At 64.3% G+C, this 25520-nt stretch carries 31 protein-coding genes and 1 other RNA gene; 17 read left to right on the forward strand and 15 right to left on the reverse strand.

Features of this window, described 5'->3' with window-relative positions; all coding sequences use genetic code 11:
- Positions 1-15: 15 nt before the first annotated feature.
- From panM to LW136_RS00820, 5 genes are all read right to left on the reverse strand, one after another.
- Positions 16-414, reverse strand: a complete 399-nt coding sequence (gene panM, locus LW136_RS00800; RefSeq protein WP_041015118.1) for an aspartate 1-decarboxylase autocleavage activator PanM — start codon at positions 412-414, stop codon at positions 16-18.
- A gap of 89 nt (positions 415-503) precedes the next feature.
- Positions 504-1286, reverse strand: a complete 783-nt coding sequence (locus LW136_RS00805) for an ABC transporter ATP-binding protein (RefSeq protein WP_003296263.1) — start codon at positions 1284-1286, stop codon at positions 504-506.
- A gap of 11 nt (positions 1287-1297) precedes the next feature.
- Positions 1298-2167, reverse strand: coding sequence for a nitrate ABC transporter permease (gene ntrB / locus LW136_RS00810; RefSeq protein WP_041015038.1), 870 nt, complete (start codon positions 2165-2167; stop codon positions 1298-1300).
- Positions 2168-2193: 26 nt separating this feature from the next.
- Positions 2194-3525 (reverse strand): CmpA/NrtA family ABC transporter substrate-binding protein, encoded by a 1332-nt coding sequence (locus tag LW136_RS00815; RefSeq protein ID WP_234174443.1) that lies wholly within the window; start codon positions 3523-3525, stop codon positions 2194-2196.
- A 357-nt stretch (positions 3526-3882) separates the two neighbouring features.
- A complete protein-coding gene (locus LW136_RS00820) occupies positions 3883-5193 on the reverse strand; it encodes a nitrate regulatory protein (protein ID WP_234174444.1) in 1311 nt (436 codons plus the stop codon).
- A gap of 129 nt (positions 5194-5322) precedes the next feature.
- On the opposite strand from LW136_RS00820, the gene hisB reads away from it, so the two are divergent.
- The 7 genes from hisB to LW136_RS00855 all read left to right on the forward strand — a co-directional run bounded on the left by hisB (position 5323) and on the right by LW136_RS00855 (position 10253).
- Positions 5323-5916 (forward strand): imidazoleglycerol-phosphate dehydratase HisB, encoded by a 594-nt coding sequence (gene hisB / locus LW136_RS00825; RefSeq protein ID WP_003282885.1) that lies wholly within the window; start codon positions 5323-5325, stop codon positions 5914-5916.
- Complete coding sequence (gene hisH / locus LW136_RS00830; RefSeq protein ID WP_015275172.1) at positions 5916-6554, forward strand: imidazole glycerol phosphate synthase subunit HisH; 639 nt, start codon at positions 5916-5918, stop codon at positions 6552-6554. Before hisB ends, hisH begins: the two co-directional genes overlap by 1 nt.
- Positions 6555-6815 carry a DUF2164 domain-containing protein gene (locus LW136_RS00835; RefSeq protein ID WP_041108768.1) on the forward strand — a complete coding sequence of 87 codons (261 nt, stop codon included), beginning with the start codon at positions 6555-6557 and terminating at the stop codon, positions 6813-6815.
- 36 nt (positions 6816-6851) lie between these two features.
- Positions 6852-7595, forward strand: coding sequence for a 1-(5-phosphoribosyl)-5-[(5-phosphoribosylamino)methylideneamino]imidazole-4-carboxamide isomerase (hisA, locus tag LW136_RS00840; RefSeq protein ID WP_234174446.1), 744 nt, complete (start codon positions 6852-6854; stop codon positions 7593-7595).
- Positions 7596-7693: 98 nt separating this feature from the next.
- On the forward strand, positions 7694-8464 hold the full coding sequence (hisF, locus tag LW136_RS00845) for an imidazole glycerol phosphate synthase subunit HisF (protein ID WP_014818634.1): 771 nt from the start codon (positions 7694-7696) through the stop codon (positions 8462-8464).
- 87 nt (positions 8465-8551) lie between these two features.
- Positions 8552-9298: a substrate-binding periplasmic protein gene (locus tag LW136_RS00850; RefSeq protein WP_014818635.1), complete on the forward strand. Its 747-nt coding sequence runs from the start codon at positions 8552-8554 to the stop codon at positions 9296-9298.
- 235 nt (positions 9299-9533) lie between these two features.
- Positions 9534-10253, forward strand: coding sequence for a substrate-binding periplasmic protein (locus LW136_RS00855; RefSeq protein ID WP_234174447.1), 720 nt, complete (start codon positions 9534-9536; stop codon positions 10251-10253).
- A gap of 3 nt (positions 10254-10256) precedes the next feature.
- On the opposite strand, the gene LW136_RS00860 is transcribed toward LW136_RS00855, so the two are convergent.
- From LW136_RS00860 to gpmI, 4 genes are all read right to left on the reverse strand, one after another.
- The gene (locus tag LW136_RS00860) at positions 10257-11048 is read right to left on the reverse strand and encodes a divergent polysaccharide deacetylase family protein (RefSeq protein ID WP_376779852.1); all 792 of its coding nucleotides are present in this window, start codon (positions 11046-11048) and stop codon (positions 10257-10259) included.
- Positions 11049-11050: 2 nt separating this feature from the next.
- Positions 11051-12376: a S41 family peptidase gene (locus tag LW136_RS00865; RefSeq protein WP_014818638.1), complete on the reverse strand. Its 1326-nt coding sequence runs from the start codon at positions 12374-12376 to the stop codon at positions 11051-11053.
- 71 nt (positions 12377-12447) lie between these two features.
- The gene (locus tag LW136_RS00870) at positions 12448-13707 is read right to left on the reverse strand and encodes a murein hydrolase activator EnvC family protein (protein ID WP_023444019.1); all 1260 of its coding nucleotides are present in this window, start codon (positions 13705-13707) and stop codon (positions 12448-12450) included.
- Positions 13708-13823: 116 nt separating this feature from the next.
- Positions 13824-15371: a 2,3-bisphosphoglycerate-independent phosphoglycerate mutase gene (gene gpmI / locus LW136_RS00875; protein WP_234174451.1), complete on the reverse strand. Its 1548-nt coding sequence runs from the start codon at positions 15369-15371 to the stop codon at positions 13824-13826.
- A gap of 140 nt (positions 15372-15511) precedes the next feature.
- Between gpmI and LW136_RS00880 the strand changes: the two genes are divergently transcribed.
- The 3 genes from LW136_RS00880 to secB all read left to right on the forward strand — a co-directional run bounded on the left by LW136_RS00880 (position 15512) and on the right by secB (position 16741).
- A complete protein-coding gene (locus tag LW136_RS00880) occupies positions 15512-15925 on the forward strand; it encodes a rhodanese-like domain-containing protein (RefSeq protein WP_014818641.1) in 414 nt (137 codons plus the stop codon).
- A gap of 2 nt (positions 15926-15927) precedes the next feature.
- Positions 15928-16182, forward strand: a complete 255-nt coding sequence (grxC, locus tag LW136_RS00885) for a glutaredoxin 3 (RefSeq protein WP_234174453.1) — start codon at positions 15928-15930, stop codon at positions 16180-16182.
- A 64-nt stretch (positions 16183-16246) separates the two neighbouring features.
- Positions 16247-16741, forward strand: a complete 495-nt coding sequence (gene secB, locus LW136_RS00890; RefSeq protein ID WP_014818643.1) for a protein-export chaperone SecB — start codon at positions 16247-16249, stop codon at positions 16739-16741.
- Positions 16742-16796: 55 nt separating this feature from the next.
- Here secB and LW136_RS00895 read toward each other — a convergent pair whose 3' ends face one another.
- Entirely contained in the window at positions 16797-17777 is a 981-nt protein-coding gene (locus LW136_RS00895) for an NADPH:quinone oxidoreductase family protein (protein ID WP_234174454.1), read from the reverse strand.
- Positions 17778-18008: 231 nt separating this feature from the next.
- Between LW136_RS00895 and LW136_RS00900 the strand changes: the two genes are divergently transcribed.
- A complete protein-coding gene (locus LW136_RS00900) occupies positions 18009-18395 on the forward strand; it encodes a flagellar basal body-associated FliL family protein (RefSeq protein WP_230697652.1) in 387 nt (128 codons plus the stop codon).
- A gap of 1 nt (position 18396) precedes the next feature.
- On the opposite strand, the gene LW136_RS00905 is transcribed toward LW136_RS00900, so the two are convergent.
- Positions 18397-18846 (reverse strand): EVE domain-containing protein, encoded by a 450-nt coding sequence (locus LW136_RS00905; protein WP_234174455.1) that lies wholly within the window; start codon positions 18844-18846, stop codon positions 18397-18399.
- Positions 18847-19041: 195 nt separating this feature from the next.
- On the opposite strand from LW136_RS00905, the gene LW136_RS00910 reads away from it, so the two are divergent.
- Positions 19042-19194, forward strand: coding sequence for a hypothetical protein (locus LW136_RS00910; RefSeq protein ID WP_014818647.1), 153 nt, complete (start codon positions 19042-19044; stop codon positions 19192-19194).
- A 28-nt stretch (positions 19195-19222) separates the two neighbouring features.
- Here LW136_RS00910 and LW136_RS00915 read toward each other — a convergent pair whose 3' ends face one another.
- The 4 genes from LW136_RS00915 to LW136_RS00930 all read right to left on the reverse strand — a co-directional run bounded on the left by LW136_RS00915 (position 19223) and on the right by LW136_RS00930 (position 20564).
- A complete protein-coding gene (locus LW136_RS00915) occupies positions 19223-19825 on the reverse strand; it encodes a 5-formyltetrahydrofolate cyclo-ligase (protein WP_125897337.1) in 603 nt (200 codons plus the stop codon).
- Between the two features lie 6 nt (positions 19826-19831).
- Positions 19832-20010: non-coding RNA, 6S RNA (gene ssrS, locus LW136_RS00920), on the reverse strand.
- A gap of 33 nt (positions 20011-20043) precedes the next feature.
- A complete protein-coding gene (locus tag LW136_RS00925) occupies positions 20044-20358 on the reverse strand; it encodes a cell division protein ZapA (RefSeq protein ID WP_003303305.1) in 315 nt (104 codons plus the stop codon).
- A complete protein-coding gene (locus LW136_RS00930) occupies positions 20355-20564 on the reverse strand; it encodes a TIGR02449 family protein (protein WP_003303302.1) in 210 nt (69 codons plus the stop codon). The genes LW136_RS00925 and LW136_RS00930 overlap by 4 nt, the downstream gene beginning before the upstream one ends.
- 130 nt (positions 20565-20694) lie before the next feature.
- Here LW136_RS00930 and LW136_RS00935 point away from each other — a divergent pair, with 130 nt between their 5' ends.
- Genes LW136_RS00935 through LW136_RS00955 form a run of 5 tightly spaced genes read left to right on the forward strand, consistent with a single transcriptional unit; the run spans position 20695 to position 25514 of the window.
- A complete protein-coding gene (locus tag LW136_RS00935) occupies positions 20695-21249 on the forward strand; it encodes a YecA/YgfB family protein (RefSeq protein ID WP_014818649.1) in 555 nt (184 codons plus the stop codon).
- 16 nt (positions 21250-21265) lie between these two features.
- A complete protein-coding gene (pepP, locus tag LW136_RS00940) occupies positions 21266-22600 on the forward strand; it encodes a Xaa-Pro aminopeptidase (protein ID WP_044314849.1) in 1335 nt (444 codons plus the stop codon).
- Between the two features lies 1 nt (position 22601).
- Positions 22602-23780 carry a 2-octaprenyl-6-methoxyphenyl hydroxylase gene (gene ubiH / locus LW136_RS00945; RefSeq protein WP_044314848.1) on the forward strand — a complete coding sequence of 393 codons (1179 nt, stop codon included), beginning with the start codon at positions 22602-22604 and terminating at the stop codon, positions 23778-23780.
- Between the two features lie 25 nt (positions 23781-23805).
- Positions 23806-24294, forward strand: coding sequence for a DUF4442 domain-containing protein (locus tag LW136_RS00950; RefSeq protein WP_014818652.1), 489 nt, complete (start codon positions 23806-23808; stop codon positions 24292-24294).
- Positions 24294-25514, forward strand: coding sequence for a 2-octaprenyl-3-methyl-6-methoxy-1,4-benzoquinol hydroxylase (locus LW136_RS00955; RefSeq protein ID WP_234174456.1), 1221 nt, complete (start codon positions 24294-24296; stop codon positions 25512-25514). Before LW136_RS00950 ends, LW136_RS00955 begins: the two co-directional genes overlap by 1 nt.
- Positions 25515-25520: the final 6 nt, after the last annotated feature.

The raw sequence follows: 25520 nt of genomic DNA on the forward strand, positions 1-25520 counted from the left end.
TATCGCGTGGGCGACTTAGAGCGAATCCAGCGGCAGATGCGTTCGCGCGGCCAGGGCGCTGGCTTCCAGATGACCGGCGGGTGCGGCAAGGCGCAACGGCTTGCCGGCTTCACTGGCCAGCCGTTGGGTTTCTTCCAGCAGCCGGCGGCCGACGCCGCGTTTGCGGGTGACCTTGCGTACGCACAGGTGTGACAGGCGCCAGGCTTCGTCGCCGCGCCGCAGCAGGGCGGCGCCGAGCAGACGGTCATTGAAGCGGCCTGCGATCAGGCTGCCATCGGCCAGCGCCGCCTCGATCAGCGCTTCGGCGCTGGCATAGGGCGTCAGCAGCCATTCGGGGGCGTCGGCGTAGATTTTCGCCAGATCGGTTAAATCCTGCGGGCTGGGCTGGGTGACGGATTCGACGTAGACGGGCATGGCGACCTTGCGACGGCTGAGCAGAAGTGCCGGCAAGGATACGCCGAACCGCCGCCAGCGCACGAGACGGCGGCGGTTGGCGCGTTCGCTCAGTGCAGGCGATGGCGCTCGTGAAGGAAGCTCAGCACCGCACGGCGATAGTGGTTGTACTCCGGGTCGTCGGCCAGGGCGATGCGGTCGCGCGGGCGCGGCAGTTTCACCTCGAGGATTTCGCCGATGGTCGCCGAGGGGCCGTTGGTCATCATCACGATGCGGTCGGAGAGCAGCACGGCCTCGTCGACGTCGTGGGTGATCATCATCATGGTGTTGCCCAGGTCCTTCTGGATCTTCATCACCTCGTCCTGCAGGTGCGCGCGGGTCAGTGCATCCAGCGCGCCGAACGGTTCGTCGAGCAACAGCACCTTGGGCTTCATCGCCAGCGCGCGGGCGATGCCGACGCGCTGCTTCATGCCGCCGGAGATTTCCTGCGGATACTTGTTCAGTGCGTGGCCCATGTTCACCAGCGCCAGGTTGTGCTCGATCCAGTCGCGCCGTTCGCGCTTGTTCATGCTGCGCTTGAACAGCTTGTTCACTGCCACTTCGACGTTCTCGTAGACGGTCAGCCAGGGCAGCAGCGAGTGGTTCTGGAACACCATGCTGCGGTCCGGGCCTGGGCCGCGGACCTCCTTGCCGTCGAGGATCACGCCGCCGAGGCTGGGGTCGAGCAGCCCGGCGACGATGTTCAGCACCGTCGACTTGCCGCAACCGGAGTGACCGATGATGGAGATGAACTCGCCCTTGGCGATGTTCAGGTTGATGTCCTTGAGCACCTGCGAGGCAAGGTTGCCGCGCACGAAACTCTTGTCCAGGTGTTCGATGGAGAGATAGCTCATGGCGTTGCTCCTCAGTTGGCCGGAATGCCGCGGGTGATGCGCTGGCCGACGAAGGCCACCAGGCGATCGAGCACGAAGCCGACCACGCCGATGTAGACGAGCGCGAGGATGATGTCGCTGATGCGCGATGCGTTCCACGCATCCCAGATGAAGAAGCCGATACCGACGCCGCCGATGAGCATTTCCGCGGCGATGATCGCCAGCCACGACAGGCCGACGCCGATGCGCAGGCCGGTGAAGATGTAGGGCGCAGCGGCCGGCAGCATGATGGTCTTGAAGTACTCGAAGCCGTTGAGCTGCAGCACCTGGGCGACGTTGCGGTAGTCCTGCGGGATGTTGCGGATGCCCACCGCGGTATTGATGATGATCGGCCAGATCGCGGTGATGAAGATGACGAACAGCGCCGAGGGGTGGCTGTCCTGGAAACCCGCCAGCGACAGCGGCAGCCAGGCTAGCGGCGGCACGGTGCGCAGCACCTGGAAGATCGGGTCGAGGCCGCGCATGGCCCAGTCCGACTGGCCGATCAGCACGCCGAGGCCGACCCCGGCGACCACCGCCAGCATATAACCCACCGCAACCCGCTGCAGGCTCGCCAGCAGCTGCCAGGCCAGGCCCACGTCATTGCCGCCGTTGTCGTAGAACGGATCGATGATCAGCTCCCAGGTTTCCGCGACCACCTGCGAGGGCGGCGGCAGCGCGGCGTCTGCGCCGGAGCAGAGCATCTCCCAGATCAAGCCGAGCAGCAGCAGGATCACCAGCGGTGGCACCAGCTGCTGCACCGCGTAGCGGCCGCTGCGCCGAGCCAGTGCGGCGAGCCGGGAAGGGCGGACGATGGATACCGGCTCGGCGGTGGCGGGCTGCAGTTTGACGTTGGCATTCATGGGCTTTTCCTCGCGGGTTGCGGTTATCAGGCCATGGCCTTGATGGTCAGGTTGTCCAGATAGGCTTGCGGGTTCTCGGGGTCGAACACCTTGCCGTCGAAGAATTTCTCGACCCCGCGGGAAGTGGAGGTCGGGATCAGCTCGGCGGGCAGGTTCAGCTCGCCGGCGGCGGCACGCCAGATGTCTTCGCGGTTGACCTTGGCGATCAACGCCTGGCTGTCGAAGTCGGCCGGCAGGTAGCCCCAGCGCTTGTTCTCGGTGAGGAACCAGAGGTCGTGGCTCTGGAACGGGTAGGAGGCGTGGTCGTCCCAGTAGCGCATCTGCTCGGGATGGTTCTCGATGACCTTGCCGGTGCCGTAGGCGAAGTTGCCCTTCATGCGGTCGACGATGTCCTTGTAGGGCGCGCCGATCCACTTGCGCTGCGAGCAGATCTTCGCCACTTCCTCCTTGTTCTCCGGCTTCTCGCAGAACTGCTGGGCTTCCATGATCGCCATGGTCAGCGCCTTGGCCGCGTTGGGGTTGGTTGCCACGTAGTCGCTGCGCAGGGCGAAGGCCTTTTCCGGGTGGTTGTGCCACAGCTCGCCGGTGGTGTTGGCGGTGTAGCCGATCTTCTGGTTGATCAGCTGGGCGTTCCACGGCTCGCATACGCAGAAGGTGTCCATGCTGCCGACCTTCATGTTGGCGACCATCTGCGCCGGCGGCACGACGATGGTGTTGATATCGGCATTCGGGTCGATGCCGCCGGCCGCCAGCCAGTAGCGCATCCACAGGTCATGGGTGCCGCCGGGGAAGGTCATCGCTGCGCTGACTTTCTTGCCGCTGGCCTTCTTCGCCTCCAGCGCGGCCTTGAACGGGGTGCTGTCGAGGCCGATCTTCAGGTCGCGATATTCCTCGCCGACCGAGATGCACTGGCCGGACAGGTTCAGCCGCGCGAGGATCGACATGGGTACCGGCTGGTTGTTCGGCGTGACGATGCCGGCGCTGATCAGGTAGGGCATCGGCGTGAGGATGTGCGCGCCATCGATGCCGTTCTTCGCCGAGCCGAGCACCAGGTTGTCGCGGGTGGTGCCCCAGGACGACTGCTTGAGTACCTCGACCTCGGTCATCCCGTATTTGGCGAAGAAGCCCTTCTCGGCGGCGACGAACAGCGGCGCGGCGTCGGTCAGGGCTATAAAGCCGAGCTTGGCCTTGCTCGTCTCCACATCCCCGCCCGCCGCCCAGGCGGCCGAACGCATGCCCAGGGACATGCCGCCGAACAGGGCGACGCCGCTGGCGGCAATGATCGAGTGCTTGAGAAAGCTGCGGCGCGAGGCCAGCGTTACGCTGCTGGGCTGGTCGTTGTTCGGCTTGTCGGTCATGGTCGGGTTTTCCTTTGGGCGAAAAAAAACGGCGCCACACTGCCCGGCTGGAGCCGGAGAGCGTGGACACCGTTGTCCTGATGAGGAGTTGTGAAAGCCGAAGGATCCGGCCTTGCCTGAGCTTTGCGAAAGCTGTGCCAGAACTGCTCAGGTGGCGCGGAACGGGTGCTGCCGCGGCATCGAATCGCCGGGAGGTTTCCATCGAATCAAGCACTTGCGGCGGGGCGCAAACAGAGCGCGACCAGTTCCGTGATTGGCTTGCTCGAGATGAATTGCGCTTGGCGATCCTGCGGGACTGGCGGCGCATGCACATCCGCGGGGCAGGCATGCTGTGCTGATGGTGCGGCGTGCCTGTTTTCAGTGCCTGGAGCGCTGGCCCAGGGTGCGGGCCGGGGCGCGCTCGGCGGGCTGTGCCAGTGCCAGCAGGCGCTGGGCGACCTCCTCCAGGCGCAGGCCCTGATTCATTGCCACCTGACGCAGCCAGCCGTAGGCCTCGCCTTCGGAGAAGCCCTGCTGGCGCATCAGCTGCTGCTTGGCCCGCTCCACCTGTTTGCGCTCGTCCAGCGCCTGACGCGCCTCGCGCAATTCTTCATTGAGACCCTGCAGGCGCACGCTCTGGGTTAGCAAGAGTTCCAGGGTCGAGCGCGCCACCATCGCGGTCATGCCGTCCGGCGGTGGCGCGTCGAGATCGCTGGCCTGCACACTGAACAGCTTGGCCTGCTCGGCGGCGGCGTGCATGTCGGCGATGCCGTCGAGCAGCTTGCGATGGCTCTGCAGATCCTTGCGGATACGCTCGATGCTGTACCGGCACTGTTGCAACAGATCCTGCTCCAGACGCGTCTCGACCTGCTTCATCGCGTCGATGCGGTGCGTGTGCAGCTCGAACCAGAGCTCGCACAGCTGCGGTTCGACCGCCGCGCCGGGGCTGGTACGGCGGGCGATGTCACGCAGGCGGCAGGCGTTGATGTTCGTCTCGCTGGCGCACAGCGCTTGCCATAGCGCCTGCGCTGCCGGGCTGGCGAAGCGGCTGAAGATGGCGAAGCAGCGCTCCTGGCCTTCGAGCAGGTGCTCCAGACGCTCCAGCATGTCCGCGCGGAAATAGCCGCTGGCGAAGCCGACCACACCGAGCGCGCGCTCCTGGCCGGCCAGTTCCTTGCCCTGCATGAAATTGAATAGCGCCACCAGGCAGCGGGTGATGTCCGGGTCGGCGGCGGTGTCGGCCGCTTCGAACACCACTGCCAGCAGCCCGCCGATCAGCCGCACCAGTGTTGCCGTGGCGTCCTGCATGCTGATGGCGTGCTCGCGGATGCGCCGGCGCAGCGCCGGCAGCTCGTCGAGGCTGTGCAGGGCATAGGCGATGCGAGTGAACAGGCGGGTCTTGTCCGCAGTGCTGACGGCATCCAGATCGATGCGATCCAGATCCAGGCGCACCTCGCGCTCCAGCGCCTCGGCTTCCAGGCTGAGCACGTCCAGCTGCTGCCGCTGATGGGGGGCGTTGCCGCTGAGGTAGATGTTCGAGTAGCCGCGCTCTTTCTGCAGCGCGTGCACCAGCTGGCTGATGCGGGTGACCAGTTCGCAGGTGCGCGCCAGATCTTCCAGACCGAGCAGCTCGCTGCGCCGGGACGCCAGCATGAAGCGCAGGGTCGCAGGCATTTTCCGTCCGTGCATGGGCGGCACCTCCGCGGGTTGACGCACAGGTTCCTGCAAGATGCAGTCCAGTAAGCCCGGCGCGTATCCGTGCTGCGGCGTTTGCGCCTATAATGTGCCCCTTTTCGCCCACGATCAGCGGAGCTGTTGATGTCCGAACGTACGGCTTACGTAGAGCGCAACACCCTGGAAACCCAGGTCAAGGTCACCATCAATCTGGATGGCACCGGCAAGGCGCGCTTCGCCATCGGCGTGCCCTTCCTGGAGCACATGCTCGACCAGATCGCCCGTCACGGGCTGATCGACCTGGATATAGAGTGCAACGGCGACCTGCACATCGATGACCACCACACCGTCGAGGACGTCGGCATCACCCTCGGCCAGGCCTTCACCAAAGCCATCGGCGACAAGAAGGGCATGACCCGCTACGGGCATTCCTACGTACCGCTGGACGAGGCGCTGTCGCGCGTGGTGATCGACTTCTCCGGGCGCCCGGGGCTGACCATGAACGTGCCCTACACCCGCGCGGTGGTCGGCAAGTTCGACGTCGATCTGTTCCAGGAATTCTTCCAGGGCTTCGTCAATCACGCCCTGGTGACCCTGCACATCGACAACCTGCGCGGCATCAACACCCACCACCAGATCGAAACCGTGTTCAAGGCCTTCGGCCGCGCGCTGCGCATGGCTGTCGAACTCGATCCGCGCATGGCCGGGCAGATGCCGTCCACCAAAGGGTGCCTGTAATGCAGACCGTTGCCGTCATCGACTACGGCATGGGCAACCTGCACTCGGTGGCCAAGGCGCTGGAACACGTCGGCGCTGGCCGCGTGCTGATCACCAGCGATGCGCAGGTCATCCGTGAGGCCGACCGCGTGGTGTTTCCCGGCGTCGGCGCGATTCGCGACTGCATGGCCGAGATCCGCCGGCTGGGCTTCGACGAACTGGTTCGCGAAGTCAGCCAGGATCGCCCGTTCCTCGGTATCTGCGTCGGCATGCAGGCGCTGATGGAGCGCAGCGAGGAGAACGAAGGTGTCGATTGCATCGGTCTGTTCCCCGGCCAGGTGCGCTTCTTCGGCAAGGACCTGCACGAGGACGGCGAGCATCTGAAGGTGCCGCACATGGGCTGGAACGAGGTCAAGCAGGTGGTCGACCACCCGCTCTGGCACGCGATTCCGGACAATGGGCGCTTCTATTTCGTGCACAGCTACTACATCGAGGCCGGCAATCCGCGCCAGGTGGTCGGTCGCGGCCATTACGGCAACGACTTCGCCGCCGCGCTGGCCGATGGCTCGCGCTTCGCCGTGCAGTTCCATCCGGAGAAGAGCCACACCCACGGCCTGCAGCTCCTGCAGAACTTCGCCGCCTGGGATGGTCGCTGGTAAATGAGCCGGGCCAAGCTCAAGCCGCCGGTTTTGACGCTGGATGCCGCTCAGGAGCAGGCGGCGCAACAGGTCATCAAGCGCTTTCTGCAAGACCGCTTCGAACTCGAGCTGGGCTCGTTCGAGGCGCAGGAAGTGCTCGATCTGTTCGCCCGGGAAATCGCGCCGCTGTATTACAACAAGGCGATCTTCGACGTGCAGAGCCACCTGAAGGAACGGTTCGAGAGCATCGAAAGCGACTTGTGGGCGCTCGAGAAGAGCTGACCCTTAACCGACACTTGATTTGAACAGGTTCAAGCCATGCTGATTATTCCCGCTATCGATCTGAAGGACGGTGCCTGCGTGCGTCTGCGCCAGGGCCTGATGGACGATGCCACGGTGTTTTCCGACGACCCGGTGGCCATGGCCGCCAAGTGGGTCGAGGCCGGCTGCCGTCGCCTGCACCTGGTCGACCTCAACGGCGCCTTCGAAGGCCAGCCGGTCAACGGCGAGGTGGTCACCGCCATCGCCAAGCGCTACCCGGACCTGCCGATCCAGATCGGTGGCGGCATCCGCACCCTGGAAACCATCGAGCACTACGTGCGCGCCGGCGTCAGCTACGTGATCATCGGTACCAAGGCGGTCAAAGAGCCGGAGTTCGTTACCGAGGCCTGCCGCGCCTTTCCGGGCAAGGTCATCGTTGGCCTGGATGCGAAGGACGGCTTCGTCGCCACCGATGGCTGGGCCGAAGTCTCCAGCGTGCAGGCCGTCGACCTGGCGCGCCGCTTCGAGGCCGATGGCGTCGCGGCGATCGTCTATACCGACATCGCCAAGGACGGCATGATGCAGGGCTGCAACGTCGAGGCGACCGTGGCGCTGGCCAACGCCAGCCGCATCCCGGTGATCGCCTCCGGCGGCATCCATAACATCGGCGACATCCAGAAGCTGCTCGATACCAACACGCCGGGTATCGTCGGCGCCATCACCGGCCGGGCGATCTACGAAGGCACGCTCGACGTCGCCGAGGCGCAGGCGCTCTGCGACCTGAAGTACAAGGACGAGTGATTCGCTGAACTGCGGTGGATCGGTGAAGCGCGATCCACCCTACACGCTACCTGCAGCTTGAAGCCTGCGGCTTGAATAAGCCGCTTTCGGAGAAAGCCATGGCCCTGGCCAAACGCATCATTCCCTGCCTCGACGTGGACAACGGCCGCGTGGTCAAGGGCGTCCAGTTCGAGAACATTCGCGACGCCGGCGACCCGGTGGAAATCGCCCGCCGCTACGACGAGCAGGGCGCCGACGAGATCACCTTCCTCGACATCACCGCCAGCGTCGACAACCGTGACACCACTCTGCACACCGTCGAGCGCATGGCCAGCCAGGTGTTCATCCCGCTGACCGTGGGCGGCGGCGTGCGCAGCGTGCAGGACATCCGCAACCTGCTCAATGCCGGCGCCGACAAGGTCTCGATCAATACCGCCGCGGTGTTCAATCCGGACTTCGTTGGCGAGGCCGCGGACCGTTTCGGCTCGCAATGCATCGTCGTCGCCATCGATGCGAAGAAGGTCTCCGCGCCGGGCGAGCCGGGTCGCTGGGAAATCTTCACCCATGGCGGGCGCAAGCCCACCGGCCTGGATGCGGTGGCCTGGGCGAAGAAGATGGAAGACCTCGGCGCTGGCGAAATCCTGCTGACCAGCATGGATCAGGACGGCGTGAAGAGCGGCTACGACCTGGGCGTCACCCGGGCCATCAGCGAAGCGCTGTGCATCCCGGTGATCGCCTCCGGTGGCGTCGGCAATCTGCAGCACCTGGCCGATGGCATCCTCGAAGGCAAGGCCGATGCGGTGCTCGCCGCGAGCATCTTCCACTTCGGCGAATACACGATTCCGGAAGCCAAGGCCTATCTGGCCGCCCGCGGCATCGTGATGCGCTGATCGCGTTGCCGGCAGAGCGAAAGGCTTCGCTCTCGAAACATGGACACGTCCGCGGCTGTTGCGGATAAGTACTCAGGGGGTACACACATGCGCAAGACAATCTCTACCATCGCCGCAGCTTTGCTGCTGGGCGCTACGCTGGCGCACGCTCAGGCGCCAGACAAGATCAATCTGCTGACCGAGAATTTCCCGCCCTACAACATGGCGGACGATGGCAAGAACTTCGCGCGTGACGAGCACATCACCGGGATCGCCGCGGACATCGTGCGCGAGATGTTCAAGCGTGCCGGCATCGACTACACCTTGACGCTGCGCTTCCCCTGGGAGCGTATCTACGGCATGGCGCTGGAGCAGCCGAACTACGGGGTTTTCGTCACGGCGCGCCTGCCCGAGCGCGAAGAGCTGTTCAAGTGGGTTGGTCCCATCGGCCCGGACGACTGGGTGTTGCTGGCTCGTGGCGACAGTCCGATCAACCTGACCAGCCTGGATCAGGCGCGCCAGTACAACATCGGCGCCTACAAGGGTGATGCCATTGCCGAGCACCTGGACGGTCAGGGGCTGCAGCCGCAGCTCGCCCTGCGCGATCAGGAGAACGTGAAGAAGCTGATCGACGGCAAGATCGACCTGTGGGCCACTGGTGATCCCGCTGGCCGCTACCTCGCCCGCCAGGACGGCGTGACCGGACTCAAGCGCGTGCTGCGTTTCGACAGTGCCGAGCTGTACCTGGCGCTGAACAAGCAGGTCGCCGATGAGACGGTGCAGAAGCTGCAGAAAGCGCTCGACCAGATGCGTAGCGAAGGTGTGATCGACGAGATCAACGCGCGCTACCTCTGAGCCTTCCCAGGTCGGCGCATCTTCTGCGCCGACTTTCTCGAGTGATGGCGGTGCGCCAGTAGCGTGCACCGATCCTCCTGCTCGCGCGGTCGTGGCGCATGCACGCTTCCCTGATTCAGCGGGCGCTCAGCTGCTGGCGCCGTGGCGCTTCGCTGGTTCGCATCTTGCTTTGGACAGCCCCCGGCTCTGGCTCGCGGAGGGGTGGGCCAGGGAATCGAGAAGAAGGGAGCGATCCATGTTCAAGCGAATCATTGCCGTCGTCTTGCTGCTGCTCTGCGCTCATGCGCACGCCGCGCTGCCTGACGACTACCGAGTCGTGCTGCTGACCGAGAATTTTCCACCATTCAACATGGCCGAGGACGGCAAGAACTACGCCGCCGACGCGCGCATCCACGGCATCAACGCCGACATCGTGCGCGAGATGTTCCGCCGCACGAATATCCGCTACGAGCTGACCCTGCGCTTTCCCTGGGATCGCATCTACAAGCAGGTGCTCGAACAGCCGGATCAGGGGCTGTTCTCCACCACCTTCACGGCCGAGCGCGAGCAGCAGTTCAAATGGGTCGGCCCGTTGGCGAGCATCAGCTGGGTGCTGCTGGCGCCCGCCGACAGTCCTCTGCGCCTGACCGGACTGGAGCAGGCACGCGACCTGCGCATCGGTGCCTACAAGAACGATGCGGTCAGCCAGCATCTGGAGGGCAAGGGCCTGGCGCCGATCAACTCGCTGCTTGATCAGGAGAACATCGGCAAGCTGCTCAAGGGTCAGATCGACGTCTGGGCTACCGCCGATCCGGTCGGACCCTACCTGGCCAAGCTGGAAGGTGTGACCGGTCTGAAACCGGTGCTGCGTTTCAATGAAGCGCGGCTGTTCCTCGCGCTCAACCGGGCGACACCGGACGAGGTGGTTGAGCGTCTGCAGCGGGCGCTGGATGCGATGCTGCGCCGCTATCTCTGAAGCTCAGCGGTAGACGCCGCCACGACCGTGGGCGGCCATCGCGCGGTTGCTGCGGGTGGCGATCATCTGCCCGACATCGACCCATTCGATGCCCTGCGCCGAGAGTCGCGGCAGTTCGCGTTCGAGCACGGCCAGCGTGCTCTCGTGGGGATGACCGATGATGACGACCGAGCCTTGCTTGCGCGCCAGCGCGACTGCCGCGTGAAAGCGTTCGGCTACCGCGGACGGTGAAGGGTCGTCATCGAGAAAGATGTCCCGAGACAGGCTGGCCAGTGCCGTGCGTTGGGCGCTGGCGGCGGCCACGGTGCGCGGGCTGGTGCGGCTGTCGAGAAAGAACAGGTGGCGGCGCTGCAGTTCGCCCATCAGCCAGGTCATGGCCTGTATCTGATCGGTCATGGCGCTGCCCATGTGGTTGTTCAGCCCGCTGGCATGCGGTACCGCCGCAAGCGCTGCGTCGAGACGGCGCGCCAGTTCGTCATGAGGTAGTTGGGGATGCCAGGCGAAACGGCCTTGGGCAGGCGCCATCGGCATGTGCAGCATGACCGTTTTGCCGGCGCGATGGGCCTGCTCGGCAAGGTCGGCTGCATGGCGGGTGTCGGGAAGGATCGCCAGCGCGACCGGCCCCGGCAGTTGCAGCACTCGGCGGTCGCGTGCCGGGTTCTGCCCGAGGTCGTCGATTATCAGGGTCAACCGCGGTCGCGGGACATGGTCCGGCGTGGCTGCGGGCTCGCTGGCATACAGCGCCTGGCTGGCGAGCAACATCAGCAGCGCCAGCCCTGCTACCCAGCCTGACATCTTCACTGGCCGCGGGTGAGGTTCAATCCCTTGAGCAGATTCAGGGCCTGACCGAGCTGGTAGTCATCGTCCTGCGGGCGCGGCGAGTCGCTGGCGATCTGGGTGGCGGTGGGACGGTCCGGACCGCCGTTGCCGTTGCCCAAGTGGCCAGCAAGATCTGCCTCGCGGAAGCCATCGGCGGCCTGCTCGCGGGTCAGCTTGGCACGCTCGACCTTGATGTCCGGCTCAATGCCCTGGGCCTGGATCGAGCGGCCGTTGGGGGTGTAGTACAGCGCGGTAGTCAGCTTCAGTGCACGATCGTTGTTCAGCGGCAGCACGGTCTGTACCGAGCCCTTGCCGAAGCTGTCGGTGCCCATCACCACACCGCGCTTGTGATCCTGCAGCGCGCCAGCGACGATCTCCGAGGCCGAGGCGCTGCCGCCGTTGATCAGCACCACCAGCGGTACGCCTTCGCTGGCATCGGCCGGGTCGGCGTTGAAGCGCAGCTCGGAATTGGCGATGCGACCCTCGGTGTAGACGATCAGGCCCTTGGTCAGGAAGTGGTCGGAAATCTCGACAGCCGCCTGCAGCACGCCACCGGGGTTGTTGCGCAGGTCGAGGACCAGGCCGTTGAGCTTCTTGCCGTCGTTGTCCTTCTTCAGCTTCGCCAGCGCCTTGCCCACTTCCTCGCCGGAGTTGACCTGGAACTGAGTGACGCGCAGGTAGCCGTAGCCCGGCTCCAGGATCTGGCTGCGGACGCTGCGCACCTTGATGACCGCGCGGGTCAGCTTCACGTCGAACGGCTGGCCGCCTTCGCGCACCAGCGTCAGGCTGATGCTGCTGCCCGGCTTGCCGCGCATCTTGCCGATGGCGTCCATCATCGACAGCCCCTTGGTCGGCTGGCCATCGATCTTGACGATCAGGTCGCCGGCTTCGATGCCGGCCTTGGACGCCGGGGTATCGTCGATCGGTGAAACGACCTTGATGAAGCCGTCTTCCATGCCGACTTCGATGCCGAGACCACCGAATTCGCCGCTGGTGCTTTCCTGCAGCTCGGCGAACGCTTCGGGCTCGAGATAGGCGGAATGAGGATCGAGATTGCTGAGCATGCCTTTGATGGCATTTTCCAGCAGGGTCTTGTCATCCACTGGTTCGACATAGGCAGCCTTGATACGGTCCAGTACCTCGGCAAAGGTGCGCAGTTCCTCCAGCGGCAGCGGGGCTTTGGCACTGGCACTTGGCGCCGCGGCCTCCTCCATGGGCTGCTGGGCCCATGCGCCGCCCTGCATCCCCAGCAATACGGCCAGGGCGAGCGTGGATGGGCGGGCGAAACGGCGCAGGTGCAACATGTCGAACTCCAATTATGAGAGGGCGCGCTTGGTGGTGCGGGCGGCTCGGCAGGACCGAACGCCGCTGATCGCTAACCTTGCGCGCGGCACCATTGGGCAGGATCGCTGGGGCGCCCCTGCTGGCGAATGGCGAAATACAGTGCGGCAGTTTCCTGGCCGCCGCTGGTGCCTACCGTGGCAATTGCGTCGCCGGCCTTGACGATATCGCCGGCGTCGCGCAGCAGGCTCTGGTTGTGGCCATACAGGCTCAGATAACCATTGCCATGGTCGAGGATTACCAGCAGTCCAGCGCCGCGCAGCCAGTCGGCGAACACTACGCGTCCGCCATGGACGGCGCGGACCTGAGTACCGACGCTGGCGCCGATCAGTACGCCGTCCCACTTGGTTCGAGCGTCGCCGCCGCGCGGAGTGCCATAGCGGGCGACGAGACGTCCATCCACCGGCCATGGCAGCTTGCCCTTGGCCTTGGCGAACGGGCCGCCGAAGTTGCCGCCGGCACTGGAAACCAATGGGCCGCTCGGCGCAGTGCTGGCGCCGGGCCGGGATTGTTGTTGCTCCTGACGCTGGCGCTCGGCAAGCAGTTCGCGTTGCCGGGCTTCCTCGGCTTCGCGAGCCTGGCGCGCCAGAGTTTCCTCGATGGTCTTGAGTACCCGTTCGAACTGGGCCTGCTCCTGACGGCGGGCCTGCAGCTTCTGTTCGCGGCTGGACAGGTCGCTGTTGAGCTTGGCCAGCGTTTGCTGTCGCTCCTTGCGCACCTCGGCGAGTTGCTCGCGCCGCTCCAGCAGGCCGTCCTTCTTTTCCGCCAGAAGGTTCTGCTGCGCTTCGATGTCAGTCTCGACTCCGGCCAGTTGGCGCAGGGTCTCGTTGAAGCTGTCGAGCTGTTCGAGGCGCGCCTTGTTCAGGTAGTCGTAATAGGTGATGGTGCGGCTGAATTTTTCCGGGTTTTGCTGGTTGAGCAGCAGCTTGAGGTATTCCTGCCTCCCATTCTGATAGGCGGCGCGGGCCTGCAGCCCGATCAGGCGCTGCTGCTCCAGACGTGCGCCTTCGAGGGTGGTTTTCTCCTCGTTCAGGCGTTCCAGCTCCGCCTCGCTGCGGTCGATCTCCTGCTGCAGGGTGTCGACCTGCTTTTCCAGCTGACCCATCTCGCTTTCGGTGGTCTTCAGCTGCTTCTGAACGCCGGATTTCTCCTGCTCGATCTGCTTGAGCAGTTTCTGCAGTTCGGCAATGTCCTGGCGAGCGGCTTCGATCTGCTGCCGCGCTGCGGCACGTTCGTCCGCCACGGCGGGACCGAGCAGGCAGAGGAAGGCGAGGGCGAGAAAGGTACGAGGCATTGGAGGGCGTCAACCGAGCGTTATGACCGACGTAGTATGCCTAAAAAGCAAGCTGGAAGCTTGAAGCCTGTAGCGGGAAACGGCGGGTGGCGCCAGCCGCTTCCCGCCCGGCTCGATCAGCTCAGCTCGACGATCGAGCGACCGGTCATCTCCGGCGGTACCGGCATGCCGAGCAGGGTCAGCATGGTTGGCGCGACATCGGCCAGCACGCCGCCTTCGCGGATCGAGACGTTGCGCTTGCCTATATAGATGAAAGGCACTGGCTCACAGGTATGCGCGGTGTGCGCCTGGCCCGTCATGACGTCTTCCATCTGTTCGACGTTGCCGTGGTCGGCGGTCAGCAGCGCTTCGCCACCGACCTTGTCCAGCGCCTCGACGATCCGCCCGACGCAGCTGTCCAGGCATTCCACCGCCTTGACCGCGGCATCGAACACGCCGGTATGACCGACCATGTCGCCGTTGGCGTAGTTGACCACGATAACGTCGTAGCGCTGGTTTTCGATGGCATCGACGATACGATCGGTGACCTCGGGCGCGCTCATCTCGGGTTTCAGGTCGTAGGTGGCGACCTGAGGCGAGGGGATCAGAATGCGCTCTTCGCCGGGGAAGGGCTCTTCGCGGCCGCCGGAGAAGAAGAAGGTGACGTGGGCGTATTTCTCGGTTTCGGCGATGCGCAGCTGGGTCTTGCCGTTGTTGGCCAGGTACTCGCCGAGCACGTTGGTCAGTGCTTCCGGGGCGAAGGCTGCCGGCGCTGGAATGCTCGCGGCGTACTGGGTGAGCATGACGAACTCGGCCAGTTGCGGCACTCGGGCGCGTTCGAATTCATTGAAGCCGGGTTCGACGAAGCAACGGGTCAGCTCGCGGGCGCGGTCGGCACGGAAGTTCATGAACACTACGGCGTCGCCATCCTCGACGCGCACCGGTTCGCCGATGGTGGTCGCCTTGACGAATTCGTCGCTTTCGCCACGCTCGTAGGCGGCGATCAGGCCATCCACGGCGTAGTCGGAGCGGTACTCGGCCTTGCCCTCGACGATCAGCTCGTAGGCCTGTTGTACGCGATCCCAGCGGTTGTCGCGGTCCATGGCGAAGTAGCGGCCGATCAGGCTGGCGATACGGCCCTTGCCCAGGCGCGTGAAGGTGGCCTGGAGCAGTTCGATGGAGTGCTGTGCGCTCTTCGGCGGGGTGTCGCGGCCGTCGAGGAAGGCATGCAGGTAGATCTTCTCGGCGCCGCGCTGGGCCGCCAGCTCGGCCATGGCGACCAGATGATCCTGATGGCTGTGCACGCCACCGTCGGAAAGCAGGCCGAGGATGTGCACCGCCTTGCCGGCCCCCGCGGCCTTGTCGACGGCGGCACAGATGGTCGGGTTGGCAAAGAACTCGCCGTCGCGGATCGCCTTGGTCACCCGGGTGAAGTCCTGATACACCACACGCCCGGCGCCCAGGTTCATGTGGCCGACCTCGGAGTTGCCCATCTGCCCGTCCGGCAGACCGACATCCATGCCGCTGCCAGAGATCAATCCGTGCGGCTGGCTGGCCAGCAGGCGATCGTAGACCGGCTTGCGGGCGGCGTGGATGGCGTTGAAGTCCGGACTGTCGCTGTGCCCGAAGCCATCGAGAATGATCAGTACCAGGGGTTTGGGCGTGGCGGTGGGTGCGACGGACATGCTTTCGGGCTCCTTGCACGGGGGCGGAAAAGGGCAGCCAGTCTACTGGCTGGCCGGGGCGAGGTCACGAATCATCAGGGTTCAGCCGGTAGGAGGGGCTGTGTATACTGGCCCGCATTTTATCGTCCGGGTACCCGTTGATGCTCGCTAACCTGATTGAATTTGTCTCTAACCACTATGTACTCAGCAGCCTGTTCGTGGTGCTGTTGATCCTTCTGTTCATCACCGAGACCCGCAAGGGTGGCAAGAGCCTGAGTAATCGCGAACTGACGGCACTGGTCAACAGTGGCGAGGGCGTGGTGTTGGACGTGCGCGTCAAGAAGGAGTTCGACGCCGGTCATATCGTCGATGCATTGAACATTCCCTACGAGAAGCTGGTCAGCCGCACAGGCGAGCTGGAAAAGCACAAGGCCAAGACCATCATCGTGGTCGACGCCATGGGGCAGCACGCCGGAACGGCCTGCCGTGAGCTGCAGAAGGCAGGCTTCACCGCCGCCAAGTTGTCGGGAGGGATTTCCAGCTGGCGCGGCGACAATCTGCCAGTGGTCAAGTAATCATGCCCAACGTCGTCATCTATACCACCGCCTGGTGCCCGTTCTGTATCCGCGCCAAGGCGCTGCTCGATCGCAAGTGTGTCGCCTACGAGGAAGTTCCCGTGGATGGCAACCCGTCCCTGCGCGCCGAGATGGCCAGCAAGGCCGGACGCACCTCGGTGCCGCAGATATGGATCGGCGACAAGCACGTCGGCGGCTGCGATGAGCTGCACGCTCTGGAGCGCGCCGGACGTCTCGACCCGTTGCTGCAGGCTTGAGGCCGGCAGCGCGGGTCTGCGAACAATTCAAACGACACGCACAACTGGATAGAAGGTTGCAGAAATGACCGAACAAGCTAACAACGGCGGCGCAGCGTCGCAGAACGAACAGGGCGCGCAGTTCTCCCTGCAGCGCATCTACGTCCGCGACCTGTCCTTCGAAGCGCCGAAGAGCCCGGAAATTTTCCGTCAGGAATGGAATCCGAGTGTCGCGCTGGACCTGAACACCAAGCAGAAGGCGCTTGAGGGCGACTTCCATGAAGTCGTGCTGACCCTTTCGGTCACCGTGAAGACCGGCGAAGAAGTTGCCTTCATTGCCGAAGTGCAGCAGGCCGGGATCTTCCTGATCAAGGGTCTGGAAGCGGCTGCGATGAGCCACACCCTTGGCGCGTTCTGCCCGAACATCCTCTTCCCGTACGCCCGTGAGGCGCTGGACAGCCTGGTGACCCGCGGTTCGTTCCCGGCGCTGATGCTGGCTCCGGTGAACTTCGACGCACTCTACGCCCAGGAAATGGCGCGCATGCAGAGCGCCGGCGAAGCCCCCAGCACCGCCCACTGATCCATGCGGATCATGCAGGAAGCGTCTGACGCTTCCTGCATTTCCCTTCTGCGCATTAGCGCACCTGCACCACCAGCTTGCCGACCGCCTTGCGCTGCCCCAGCGTGGCGATAGCCTGGCCAGCCTCTTCCAGCGCAAAGCGTTGCGACACCAGCGGCTTGAGCTTGCCTTCGGCATGCCAGGCGAACAGCTGACGGAAATTTGCGGCGTTGTCCTGCGGTTGACGCTGGGCGAAGGCGCCCCAGAACACGCCGATCAGTGCGGCACCCTTGAGCAGCGGCAGGTTGGCCGGCAACGCCGGAATGTCGCCACCGGCGGCGAAACCCACCACCAGCATGCGGCCGTTCCAGGCGATGCTGCGGAAGGCTTCCTCGAACAGCTTGCCGCCCACCGGATCGTAGATGACATCCACACCCTGGCCGCCGGTGAGTTCCTTCAGGCGCTCCTTGAGGCTGACTTCGCTGTAGTTGATCAGCTCGTCGGCGCCGGCATTCTTCGCCACCTCCAGCTTTTCGGCGCTGGAGGCGGCGGCGATGACTCGCGCGCCCATGGCCTTGCCGATCTCCACGGCAGCCAGGCCGACGCCTCCGGAGGCACCGAGCACCAGCAAGGTCTCGCCGGGTTGCAGGTTGGCGCGCTGCTTGAGCGCATGCATCGAGGTGCCATAGGTCATGCTGAAGGCGGCAGCGGTGTCGAAGTCCATGCTCGGCGGGATCGGCAGTGCGTTGGTACCGGCCACGGCAACCTGTTCGGCAAAGCTGCCCCAGCCGGTGAGCGCCATGACCCGGTCGCCGACCTTGAGGAGGCTGACCTTCTCTCCGACTGCGGCAATCACGCCGGCCGCCTCGCCGCCGGGCGAGAACGGGAACGGCGGCTTGAACTGATACTTGCCCTCGATCATCAGCGTGTCAGGGAAATTCACCCCGGCGGCATGCACGTCGAGCAGGATCTCGCTCGGCTTGATCTGAGGGGAGGGGGCATCTTCGACAACCAGGCTTTCGGGCGGGCCGAAGCTTTTGCACAGGACGGCTTTCATCGCTTTTCCTTGTTCGACTGGTCGGACGCTTGCCGCCCGACATGGGATGGCTCGACTGCTCAGGACTTTCCAGTCTAGGAGCGCTGCGTGGCGAGGCAATCAGCATCGTTCACTGTAATGGCGGCGTATAAGTGGCAGGCGGTTGCGCGATAGGCTTGGGTGGGCCGCGGCGACTGGTTATGCTGGCGCAGGAATCCCTTGGAGCAGTACCGCGTGAAATACCTCATCTCGATGTTTTTCTGCCTCGCCCTGGCTGGGCCCGCGCTGGCTGAGGAGCCGGCCGAAGACGCCGCCGCCACGCAGACACTCTATTACGCGCTGACGCCTGCGATGGTTGGCAACTACGGCTCCGGCGAGCGACTGAAGTACTACAAGGCCGATGTTGCGCTGCGTATCTCCAGCAAGGAGGTGGAGGATCGCGTCAAGCATCACGAGCCGCTGATTCGCCATCAGCTGGTGATGCTGTTTTCCCAGCAGACCGACGAGACGCTGAGCGGCCCCGAAGCCAAGGAACAGCTGCGTCAGGAAGCCTTGCGCCAGGTGCGCGAGGTGCTGGAGCAGGAGGAAGGCAAACCGCTGGTGGATGATCTGCTGTTCAACAATCTGATCATCCAGTAGCTCAGCGCATCGCCAGGATTGCCTGCCATTCGTCTTCGCTGACCGGCATCACCGACAGGCGGCTTCCTTTCTTCACGAGTGCCAGTTCGTGCAGTGCTGGCTCGGTTTTCAGTCGCGCCAATTTCAACGGTGTCGCAAAGGCGTCGACGAACTCGACATCGACCGCGCTCCACGGATTTGCATCATCGCGAGCCTTGGCATCGTGATAGGGGCTGGCAGAGTCGAGGGCAGTGGGATCGGGATAGGCGCTGCGACTGATCCTGCCGATGCCGGCGATTCCTGGCTCGGCGCAACTGGAGTGATAGAAGAAGAACTGATCGCCTTCCTGCATCTGGCGCATGAAGTTTCTCGCCTGGTAGTTGCGTACACCGTCCCAGCGTCCGTGACCCATTTTTTTCAGGTCCCGGATGGAAAATTCGTCGGGTTCTGACTTCATTAGCCAGTAAGGCATGAACCTTGCTCTCCTATCAGACGGTTCGATCAGACCATGATGGCAAAATCTCCGACAATCGGCTGCAATACCTGTTTGCGCGGTGCCGACGCTTCACGGAAAATGCCGCAGCTGTAAGGTGGCCTATCGAGTCCTAGAACGAAAACACATCGACTCGACGCAAGCATTTCGCCTGGTAGGGGGAGGCGAACACAAATGAAACGTAAGCCCGATATTCTGTGGATTTTGGTCTTTATCTTTGGTCTCGGCGTAGTCACCACGGGCTATACGCAGAGTCTGTGGGATCAGCACGATGGCGCGGCCGGCATGGCCCCGGTCATTCAGGTGCAGCAGGCTCAGCAGCGATGACCTTGTGCCGCATGGACGCGGCGTTCCATCACCCGGCGTACCAGCCCTGGTCCGTCACCGTAGCCTGAAGCGCTACATCCCAGCTCTCCAGCGGCAGTCGATCGACGCGCTGACATTCATGAGCCAGTCCCAACAATGTCGGTTTGTGACTTTTTTTGCGCATGGCGCGATACGCTAGGCTGCGATCATAGAAGCCGCCACCCATGCCAAGCCGTCCGCCCTTTCCGTCGAAGCCCACCAGTGGCATGAGCAGCAGGTCCAGCGCCCAGACACGGCGTTGCCGAGCGGCCCGGATCACGGGTTCCGGAATGCCGAAGCGGTTGCGGCGCAGCTGTTCGCCGGGCTCGATGCGCTGGAACACCATGCGCGTACGTGGCCAGGGGTTGAGTACCGGAAGATAGGTTGCCTTGCCGCGGCGCTGAGCCGCTTGCAGCAATAGGCGCGGATCGATTTCGCCATCATTGGGCAGGTACAGGGCGATATGCCGGGCGCGCCGAAACCAGGGATGCTGAGCCAGCTGCCGATAGAGATGGCGAGCGGCCAGGCGCTGCTGGGCGGGTGTCAGTTGGCGTCGAGCGTGGCGCAGCTTGCGGCGTAGCGCCGGGCGCGAAAGGCCTTCGGCTACGATCATCAGAAGTGGCTCCCCAGCATGCCGCTGCCAGCGTAGGCCCTTGAACCCGAGAGTTCAAGGTGGCGACTACAGAGTACCTTAAGGCTTTCCGTCAGGCGGACATGCACACCGGCACCACGTGTAGCCTCCATGGTGTTGCTTATCGGGAGAGGGTCATCGCCGACTGGCGAACATGCCAGGGAGTTGGGCGGAGTATAACGCAAACCGGCTGCCGTTGATCAGTTGCCGGAAGGGTTCGGGTCGGTGGCCAGTGCGCTGTCGACGCGCTCCAGCAGCATGCGTACGTGCTCGCGCGCGCTGTTGGCTTCGGCATCCAGGCGATCATGCTTGTGCAACAATTCGTGGGTGATGTTCAGCGCGGCCATCACCGCAACGCGGTCGGCGCCGATGACTTTGCCGCTGCTGCGGATCTCGCGCATCTTGCGATCCAGATAGCGGGCCGCGCCTTCCAGATTGCTGCGTTCCTCTGGCGGACAGGCAATGCAATATTCCTTATCCATGATGTGCACGGTGACGGTGTTCGGCTGGGTCATGAGTCCTGCTCCAGGGCTTTCAGGCGCGAAATCATTGATTCGACCTTCAAGCGGGCCATTTCGTTCTTTTCGATCAGATGAGCGCGCTCTTCACGCCAGTTCCGCTCGTTGGCCAGTAGCAGGTGGTTCTGCGCCTTGAGCTGTTCGATGCGCTGAATCAGCTGCTCCAGCTTGGTGGTCAGCGCTTTCAGATCGGCGTCTTCCATGGGATTCCTGTTGGGGCACTGAGTGAAGACGGAGGCGATGCCCGGGGGCTTCGATGGTCTTGCCGCGGCCGCCGGTGCTAGGATACGAAGCCTTCATTCTAGTCATTGCGCCATCGTGCGCCTAGCCGCCATGTCCATTCAGAATTCCCCATATGCCGCTTTCGCCACACTTCTGGCTGGCGCACCGCAAACTGTTTCTCCTGCCGAATTGCATGGCCTGTTGCTCGGGCGCAGCTGCGCCGGTGCCGGCTTCGATGTCGAACCCTGGCTGACCGATGCTTCGGACCTACTTGGCGAAGCGCCGCAGGACAATATCCGTCAGGCCTTGATCGGCCTGCAGGAGATGGTCAAGGGTGAGCTCGCCGGCGACGACATTGCCGTCGTTCTGCTGCTGCCCAGCGATGATGCGCCGCTGGCCGAGCGCGCTGTCGCGCTGGGCCAGTGGTGCCAGGGCTTTCTCGCCGGCTTCGGTCTGACCGCTGGCGACCGCGCGCTGAGCGCCGAGGCCATGGAAGTACTGCAGGATCTCTCGGCCATCGCGCAGATTCAGGACTCGCTGGAAGAGTCCGAAGACGGCGAGACCGATTACATGGAAGTGATGGAGTACTTGCGCGTGGCGCCGTTGCTGCTGTTCACCGAGTGCGCCAAGCCGGTACCTGCTGCTCCGAAACCTTCCCTGCATTGAGGAAATCGTTCCGCTCATGACTCGCATCCCGAAATCGGAATACGCCCGTCGGCGCAAGGCGCTGATGGAGCAGATGGAACCCAACAGCATCGCCATTTTGCCGGCGGCGCCGATGTATATCCGCAACCGCGATGTCGAGCATGTCTACCGCCAGGACAGCGACTTTCAGTACCTGTCCGGCTTCCCCGAACCGGAGGCGGTGATCGCGCTGATTCCCGGGCGTGAGCATGGCGAATACGTGCTGTTCTGCCGCGAGCGCGACCCCGAGCGCGAGCTGTGGGATGGCCTGCGTGCCGGGCAGGACGGCGCGATAAGTGAATACGGTGCCGACGATGCCTTTCCCATCGGCGACATCGACGACATCCTCCCCGGGCTGATCGAAGGCCGCGACCGTGTCTACTACGCCATCGGCACCAACGAAGCCTTCGATCATCGGCTGATGGAGTGGATCAAGACCATTCGCGCCAAGGCGCGCCAGGGTGCGCAGCCGCCCAGCGAGTTCGTCGCGCTCGATCACTTGCTGCACGACATGCGCCTGTACAAGTCGAGCAACGAGGTGAAGGTGATGAAGCATGCGGCGGATATTTCCGCTCGTGCGCATATCCGTGCCATGCAGGCCAGCCGCGCTGGCCTGTTCGAGTACCACCTGGAAGCCGAGCTGGATTACGAGTTCCGCAAGGGCGGGGCCAAGATGCCCGCTTACGGCAGCATCGTCGCCGCGGGTCGCAATGCCTGCATCCTGCATTACCGCGAGAACGATGCGCCGCTGAAGGATGGCGACCTGGTGCTGATCGACGCCGGTTGCGAAATCGACTGCTACGCCAGCGACATTACCCGCACCTTTCCGGTCAACGGCCGCTTCTCGCCCGAGCAGAAGGCCATTTACGAACTGGTGCTCAAGGCCAACGAAGAGGCTTTCAAGCACATCGCACCCGGCAAGCACTGGAACGAGGCCCACGAGGCCACCGTACGGGTAATCACCGGCGGGCTGGTCGAGCTGGGCCTGCTGCAGGGCGAGGTCGACGAACTGATCGCAAGCGAGGCCTACAAACCCTTCTACATGCACCGCGCCGGGCACTGGCTGGGCATGGACGTGCATGACGTCGGCGACTACAAGATCGGCGGCGAGTGGCGCGTGCTCGAGCCGGGCATGTCGATGACCGTCGAGCCGGGCATCTATATTGCCGTGGACAATCAGAACGTCGCCAAGAAGTGGCGCGGCATCGGCGTGCGCATCGAGGACGATGTGGTGGTGACCCGGACCGGCTGCGAAATCCTCACCGGTGGCGTGCCGAAGAGCGTCGCCCAGATCGAGGCGCTGATGGCCGCCGCTCGCGAGAAGGTCGCCTGACATGCAGAGCCTGGCGATCATCGGTGGCGGGCTGGTTGGTGCCAGTCTCGCGCTGGCCTTGCAGGATGGCGCCCGTGAGCGCGGCTGGCGGATTCATCTGATCGAGCCGTTCGAGCCCGGCCACGAGTACCAGCCGAGTTATGACGCGCGCTCCACCGCGCTGTCCTATGGCACCCGGCTGATCTACCAGCGCCTCGGCCTGTGGGAGCGGATTGCCGAGCGCGCCGAACCGATTCTGCGCATTCATGTATCCGAGCGCGGCAGTTTCGGGGCGGCACGCCTCGATTGCACACGCGAAGGCGTCGAGGCGCTGGGTTACGTGGTGGAGAACGCCTGGATCGGGCATTGCCTGTGGCAGGCACTGGATGATGCGGTGGTGACCCGCCACTGCCCGGCCGAGGTCGAGCGACTGGAGCCCAGTACCACCGGTTACCGGTTGAGTTTTACCGATGGTCAGCAGCTGGAGTGCGACCTCACCGTGCTCGCAGATGGTGGCCGCTCCGGGCTGCGCGAGCAGCTTGGCATCCAGGTGTCGCGCCGGCCGTACGGCCAGACCGCCCTGATCGCCAACATCACGCCAGGCAAACCGCACGGCGGTCTGGCGTTCGAGCGCTTCACCGAAGATGGCCCGATGGCGCTGCTGCCGCTGCAGGATGATCGCTGTGCGCTGGTATGGACGCGCTCCCAGGTCGATGCCGCGCGCCTGGCGCAGGCACACGAGGCGGTTTTCCTCGGCGAACTGCAGGAGGCCTTCGGCTATCGCCTGGGCGCGTTGCAGCAGGTCGGTGCCCGGCATCTGTATCCGCTGACGCTGATCGAGGCCGAAGAGCAGGTACGTTCGGGGCTGGTGGTGCTCGGCAACGCGGCGCACAGCCTGCACCCGATCGCCGGGCAGGGCTACAACCTGTCGCTGCGTGATGTGGAGGCACTGAGCGTCGCTTTGCTGCGTAGCGACGCCGCGCTGGGCGACCTGGCGGTGCTGCAGGAGTATGCCCGCAGGCAGCGCTTCGATCAGCGCGTGACGGTCGGTTTCTCCGATCAGGTCACCCGGCTGTTCGGTGATTCCGGTCGGCTGGTCGCGGCCGGACGCAATCTCGGTCTGCTCGGGCTGGACCTCATGCCCGCCGCCAAGCGTTGGTTTGCGCGCCAGGCGATGGGCCTGGGCACTCGCGCTGGCTGAAAAGCGGCAACCAAAAGGACTCGGCATGAGCGGCTCCCGTTTGGCGCGCAAGGCGCGGTTTCTGCGCTGGGCCATGAATTTCTACCCGCCATACATCGGAGCCGGTGTTCGGGTGCGGCACATCAGCGCGGATATGCGCCTGGTTCAGGTCAAGATGGTGCTGCGCTGGTACAACCGCAATTATGTCGGTACGCAGTTCGGCGGCTCGCTGTATTCGATGGTCGACCCGTTCTTCGTGCTGATGCTGATGGAGAATCTCGGGCGCGACTACATCGTTTGGGACAAGGCGGCCAACATAGAATTCGTCAGCCCCGGGCGCGGCGCGGTCTACGCCGAATTCGCCATCAGCGACAGGCTGCTGGATGAGATCCGCGCGCACACGGCCGACGGCAGCAAGTACCTGCCCAGAATGCATGTCGAAGTGCGCGACGGCGAGGGCACGCTGGTGGCACGGGTGCAGAAGACCCTCTACATACGACTCAAGCCGCGGGCGCGGCAGCCAGGAGAGAAGTGATGCAAGCGGATCTGATCATCGTGGGTGCCGGCATGGTCGGCAGTACCCTGGCACTCGCCCTCGAAGGTTGCGGGCTGAAGATCGTCGTGCTCGATGCGAGCCCGCTCGAGGTCGTCGACTTCGACCCGCAGGGCGGCTTCGAACCGCGGGTCAGTGCGCTGTCCGCAGCCAGCCAGCGCATCCTGCAGCGGGTCGGTGCCTGGCCGGGCATCGCCGCGCGCCGCGCGAGCCCCTACACCGACATGCACGTATGGGACGGCTCGGGCACCGGGCAGATTCATTTTTCCGCCGAGACCGTACATGCCGAAGTGCTTGGGCATATCGTCGAAAACCGTGTGGTGCAGGATGCGCTGCTGGGGGTGATGCAGCGCCGTGGCGGACTGCAGCTGATCGGCGACGCGCGAGTCGAGCAGCTGGCGCGCACCCCTGACGGCTGGCAGCTGACGCTGGTCGACGGCCGCGAGTTGCGTACGCCCCTGCTGATTGCGGCGGATGGCGCCAACTCGGCGATTCGCCGCCTGGCTGGTTGCGAAACTCGCGAATGGGATTATCTGCATCAGGCCATCGTCACCAGCGTGCGTTGCAGCGAGCCGCACCAGCGTACGGCCTGGCAACGCTTCACCGATGACGGCCCCCTGGCGTTTTTGCCGCTCGAGCGCGATGGCGACCGGCACTGGTGCTCGATTGTCTGGTCGGTTACTGAAGCTGAAGCCAAGCGGCTCATGGCGCTGGATGACGCGGCATTCCGAACGGCGCTTGGTCGAGCCTTCGAGGAGCGCCTGGGCGAAGTGCTCGAGGTCGATCCGCGGCTGTGCATCCCGCTGCGCCAACGCCATGCCAAACGCTATGTGCAGCCGGGCCTGGCGTTGATCGGCGATGCCGCACACACCATCCATCCGTTGGCGGGGCAGGGCGTGAATCTTGGTCTGCTGGATGCCGCCGTGCTGGCGGAAGTGCTCAAGGCGGCGATTGCCCGCGGTGAGCGGCTGGCCGATGTCCAGGTGCTGAGCCGCTTCGAGCGCCGGCGCATGCCGCACAACTTGGCGATGATGGCTGCCATGGAAGGCTTCGAACGGCTGTTCCAGGCTGATCCACTGCCGCTGCGCTGGCTGCGCAATACCGGTCTCAAGGCCGTACAGGCGCTACCGGAGGCGAAGGCGCTGTTCGTTCGTCAGGCGCTCGGATTGAGCGGCGATCTGCCGGAACTGGCCAAACCCTGATGTCAG

The organism is Stutzerimonas kunmingensis (genome assembly GCF_021432085.1).
Classification (GTDB): Bacteria; Pseudomonadota; Gammaproteobacteria; order Pseudomonadales; family Pseudomonadaceae; genus Stutzerimonas.

Excerpts from the sequence above, each read along its gene's own strand:
- LW136_RS00955 (WP_234174456.1), top strand. The coding sequence starts at position 24,294 with ATGCAAGCGGATCTGATCATCGTGGGTGCCGGCATGGTCGGCAGTACC.
- hisH (WP_015275172.1), top strand. The coding sequence starts at position 5,916 with ATGCAGACCGTTGCCGTCATCGACTACGGCATGGGCAACCTGCACTCG.
- LW136_RS00925 (WP_003303305.1), bottom strand. The coding sequence starts at position 20,358 with ATGACCCAGCCGAACACCGTCACCGTGCACATCATGGATAAGGAATAT.
- LW136_RS00900 (WP_230697652.1), top strand. The coding sequence starts at position 18,009 with ATGTTTTTCTGCCTCGCCCTGGCTGGGCCCGCGCTGGCTGAGGAGCCG.
- ubiH (WP_044314848.1), top strand. The coding sequence starts at position 22,602 with ATGCAGAGCCTGGCGATCATCGGTGGCGGGCTGGTTGGTGCCAGTCTC.
- LW136_RS00905 (WP_234174455.1), bottom strand. The coding sequence starts at position 18,846 with ATGCCTTACTGGCTAATGAAGTCAGAACCCGACGAATTTTCCATCCGG.
- LW136_RS00910 (WP_014818647.1), top strand. The coding sequence starts at position 19,042 with ATGAAACGTAAGCCCGATATTCTGTGGATTTTGGTCTTTATCTTTGGT.
- LW136_RS00895 (WP_234174454.1), bottom strand. The coding sequence starts at position 17,777 with ATGAAAGCCGTCCTGTGCAAAAGCTTCGGCCCGCCCGAAAGCCTGGTT.
- LW136_RS00930 (WP_003303302.1), bottom strand. The coding sequence starts at position 20,564 with ATGGAAGACGCCGATCTGAAAGCGCTGACCACCAAGCTGGAGCAGCTG.
- LW136_RS00950 (WP_014818652.1), top strand. The coding sequence starts at position 23,806 with ATGAGCGGCTCCCGTTTGGCGCGCAAGGCGCGGTTTCTGCGCTGGGCC.
- hisA (WP_234174446.1), top strand. The coding sequence starts at position 6,852 with ATGCTGATTATTCCCGCTATCGATCTGAAGGACGGTGCCTGCGTGCGT.
- LW136_RS00855 (WP_234174447.1), top strand. The coding sequence starts at position 9,534 with ATGTTCAAGCGAATCATTGCCGTCGTCTTGCTGCTGCTCTGCGCTCAT.
- LW136_RS00850 (WP_014818635.1), top strand. The coding sequence starts at position 8,552 with ATGCGCAAGACAATCTCTACCATCGCCGCAGCTTTGCTGCTGGGCGCT.
- LW136_RS00820 (WP_234174444.1), bottom strand. The coding sequence starts at position 5,193 with ATGCACGGACGGAAAATGCCTGCGACCCTGCGCTTCATGCTGGCGTCC.
- LW136_RS00815 (WP_234174443.1), bottom strand. The coding sequence starts at position 3,525 with ATGACCGACAAGCCGAACAACGACCAGCCCAGCAGCGTAACGCTGGCC.
- grxC (WP_234174453.1), top strand. The coding sequence starts at position 15,928 with ATGCCCAACGTCGTCATCTATACCACCGCCTGGTGCCCGTTCTGTATC.
- LW136_RS00835 (WP_041108768.1), top strand. The coding sequence starts at position 6,555 with ATGAGCCGGGCCAAGCTCAAGCCGCCGGTTTTGACGCTGGATGCCGCT.
- LW136_RS00880 (WP_014818641.1), top strand. The coding sequence starts at position 15,512 with ATGCTCGCTAACCTGATTGAATTTGTCTCTAACCACTATGTACTCAGC.
- gpmI (WP_234174451.1), bottom strand. The coding sequence starts at position 15,371 with ATGTCCGTCGCACCCACCGCCACGCCCAAACCCCTGGTACTGATCATT.
- hisF (WP_014818634.1), top strand. The coding sequence starts at position 7,694 with ATGGCCCTGGCCAAACGCATCATTCCCTGCCTCGACGTGGACAACGGC.
- LW136_RS00935 (WP_014818649.1), top strand. The coding sequence starts at position 20,695 with ATGTCCATTCAGAATTCCCCATATGCCGCTTTCGCCACACTTCTGGCT.
- pepP (WP_044314849.1), top strand. The coding sequence starts at position 21,266 with ATGACTCGCATCCCGAAATCGGAATACGCCCGTCGGCGCAAGGCGCTG.
- LW136_RS00870 (WP_023444019.1), bottom strand. The coding sequence starts at position 13,707 with ATGCCTCGTACCTTTCTCGCCCTCGCCTTCCTCTGCCTGCTCGGTCCC.
- LW136_RS00860 (WP_376779852.1), bottom strand. The coding sequence starts at position 11,048 with ATGTCAGGCTGGGTAGCAGGGCTGGCGCTGCTGATGTTGCTCGCCAGC.
- LW136_RS00805 (WP_003296263.1), bottom strand. The coding sequence starts at position 1,286 with ATGAGCTATCTCTCCATCGAACACCTGGACAAGAGTTTCGTGCGCGGC.
- secB (WP_014818643.1), top strand. The coding sequence starts at position 16,247 with ATGACCGAACAAGCTAACAACGGCGGCGCAGCGTCGCAGAACGAACAG.
- ntrB (WP_041015038.1), bottom strand. The coding sequence starts at position 2,167 with ATGAATGCCAACGTCAAACTGCAGCCCGCCACCGCCGAGCCGGTATCC.
- LW136_RS00865 (WP_014818638.1), bottom strand. The coding sequence starts at position 12,376 with ATGTTGCACCTGCGCCGTTTCGCCCGCCCATCCACGCTCGCCCTGGCC.
- hisB (WP_003282885.1), top strand. The coding sequence starts at position 5,323 with ATGTCCGAACGTACGGCTTACGTAGAGCGCAACACCCTGGAAACCCAG.
- LW136_RS00915 (WP_125897337.1), bottom strand. The coding sequence starts at position 19,825 with ATGATCGTAGCCGAAGGCCTTTCGCGCCCGGCGCTACGCCGCAAGCTG.
- panM (WP_041015118.1), bottom strand. The coding sequence starts at position 414 with ATGCCCGTCTACGTCGAATCCGTCACCCAGCCCAGCCCGCAGGATTTA.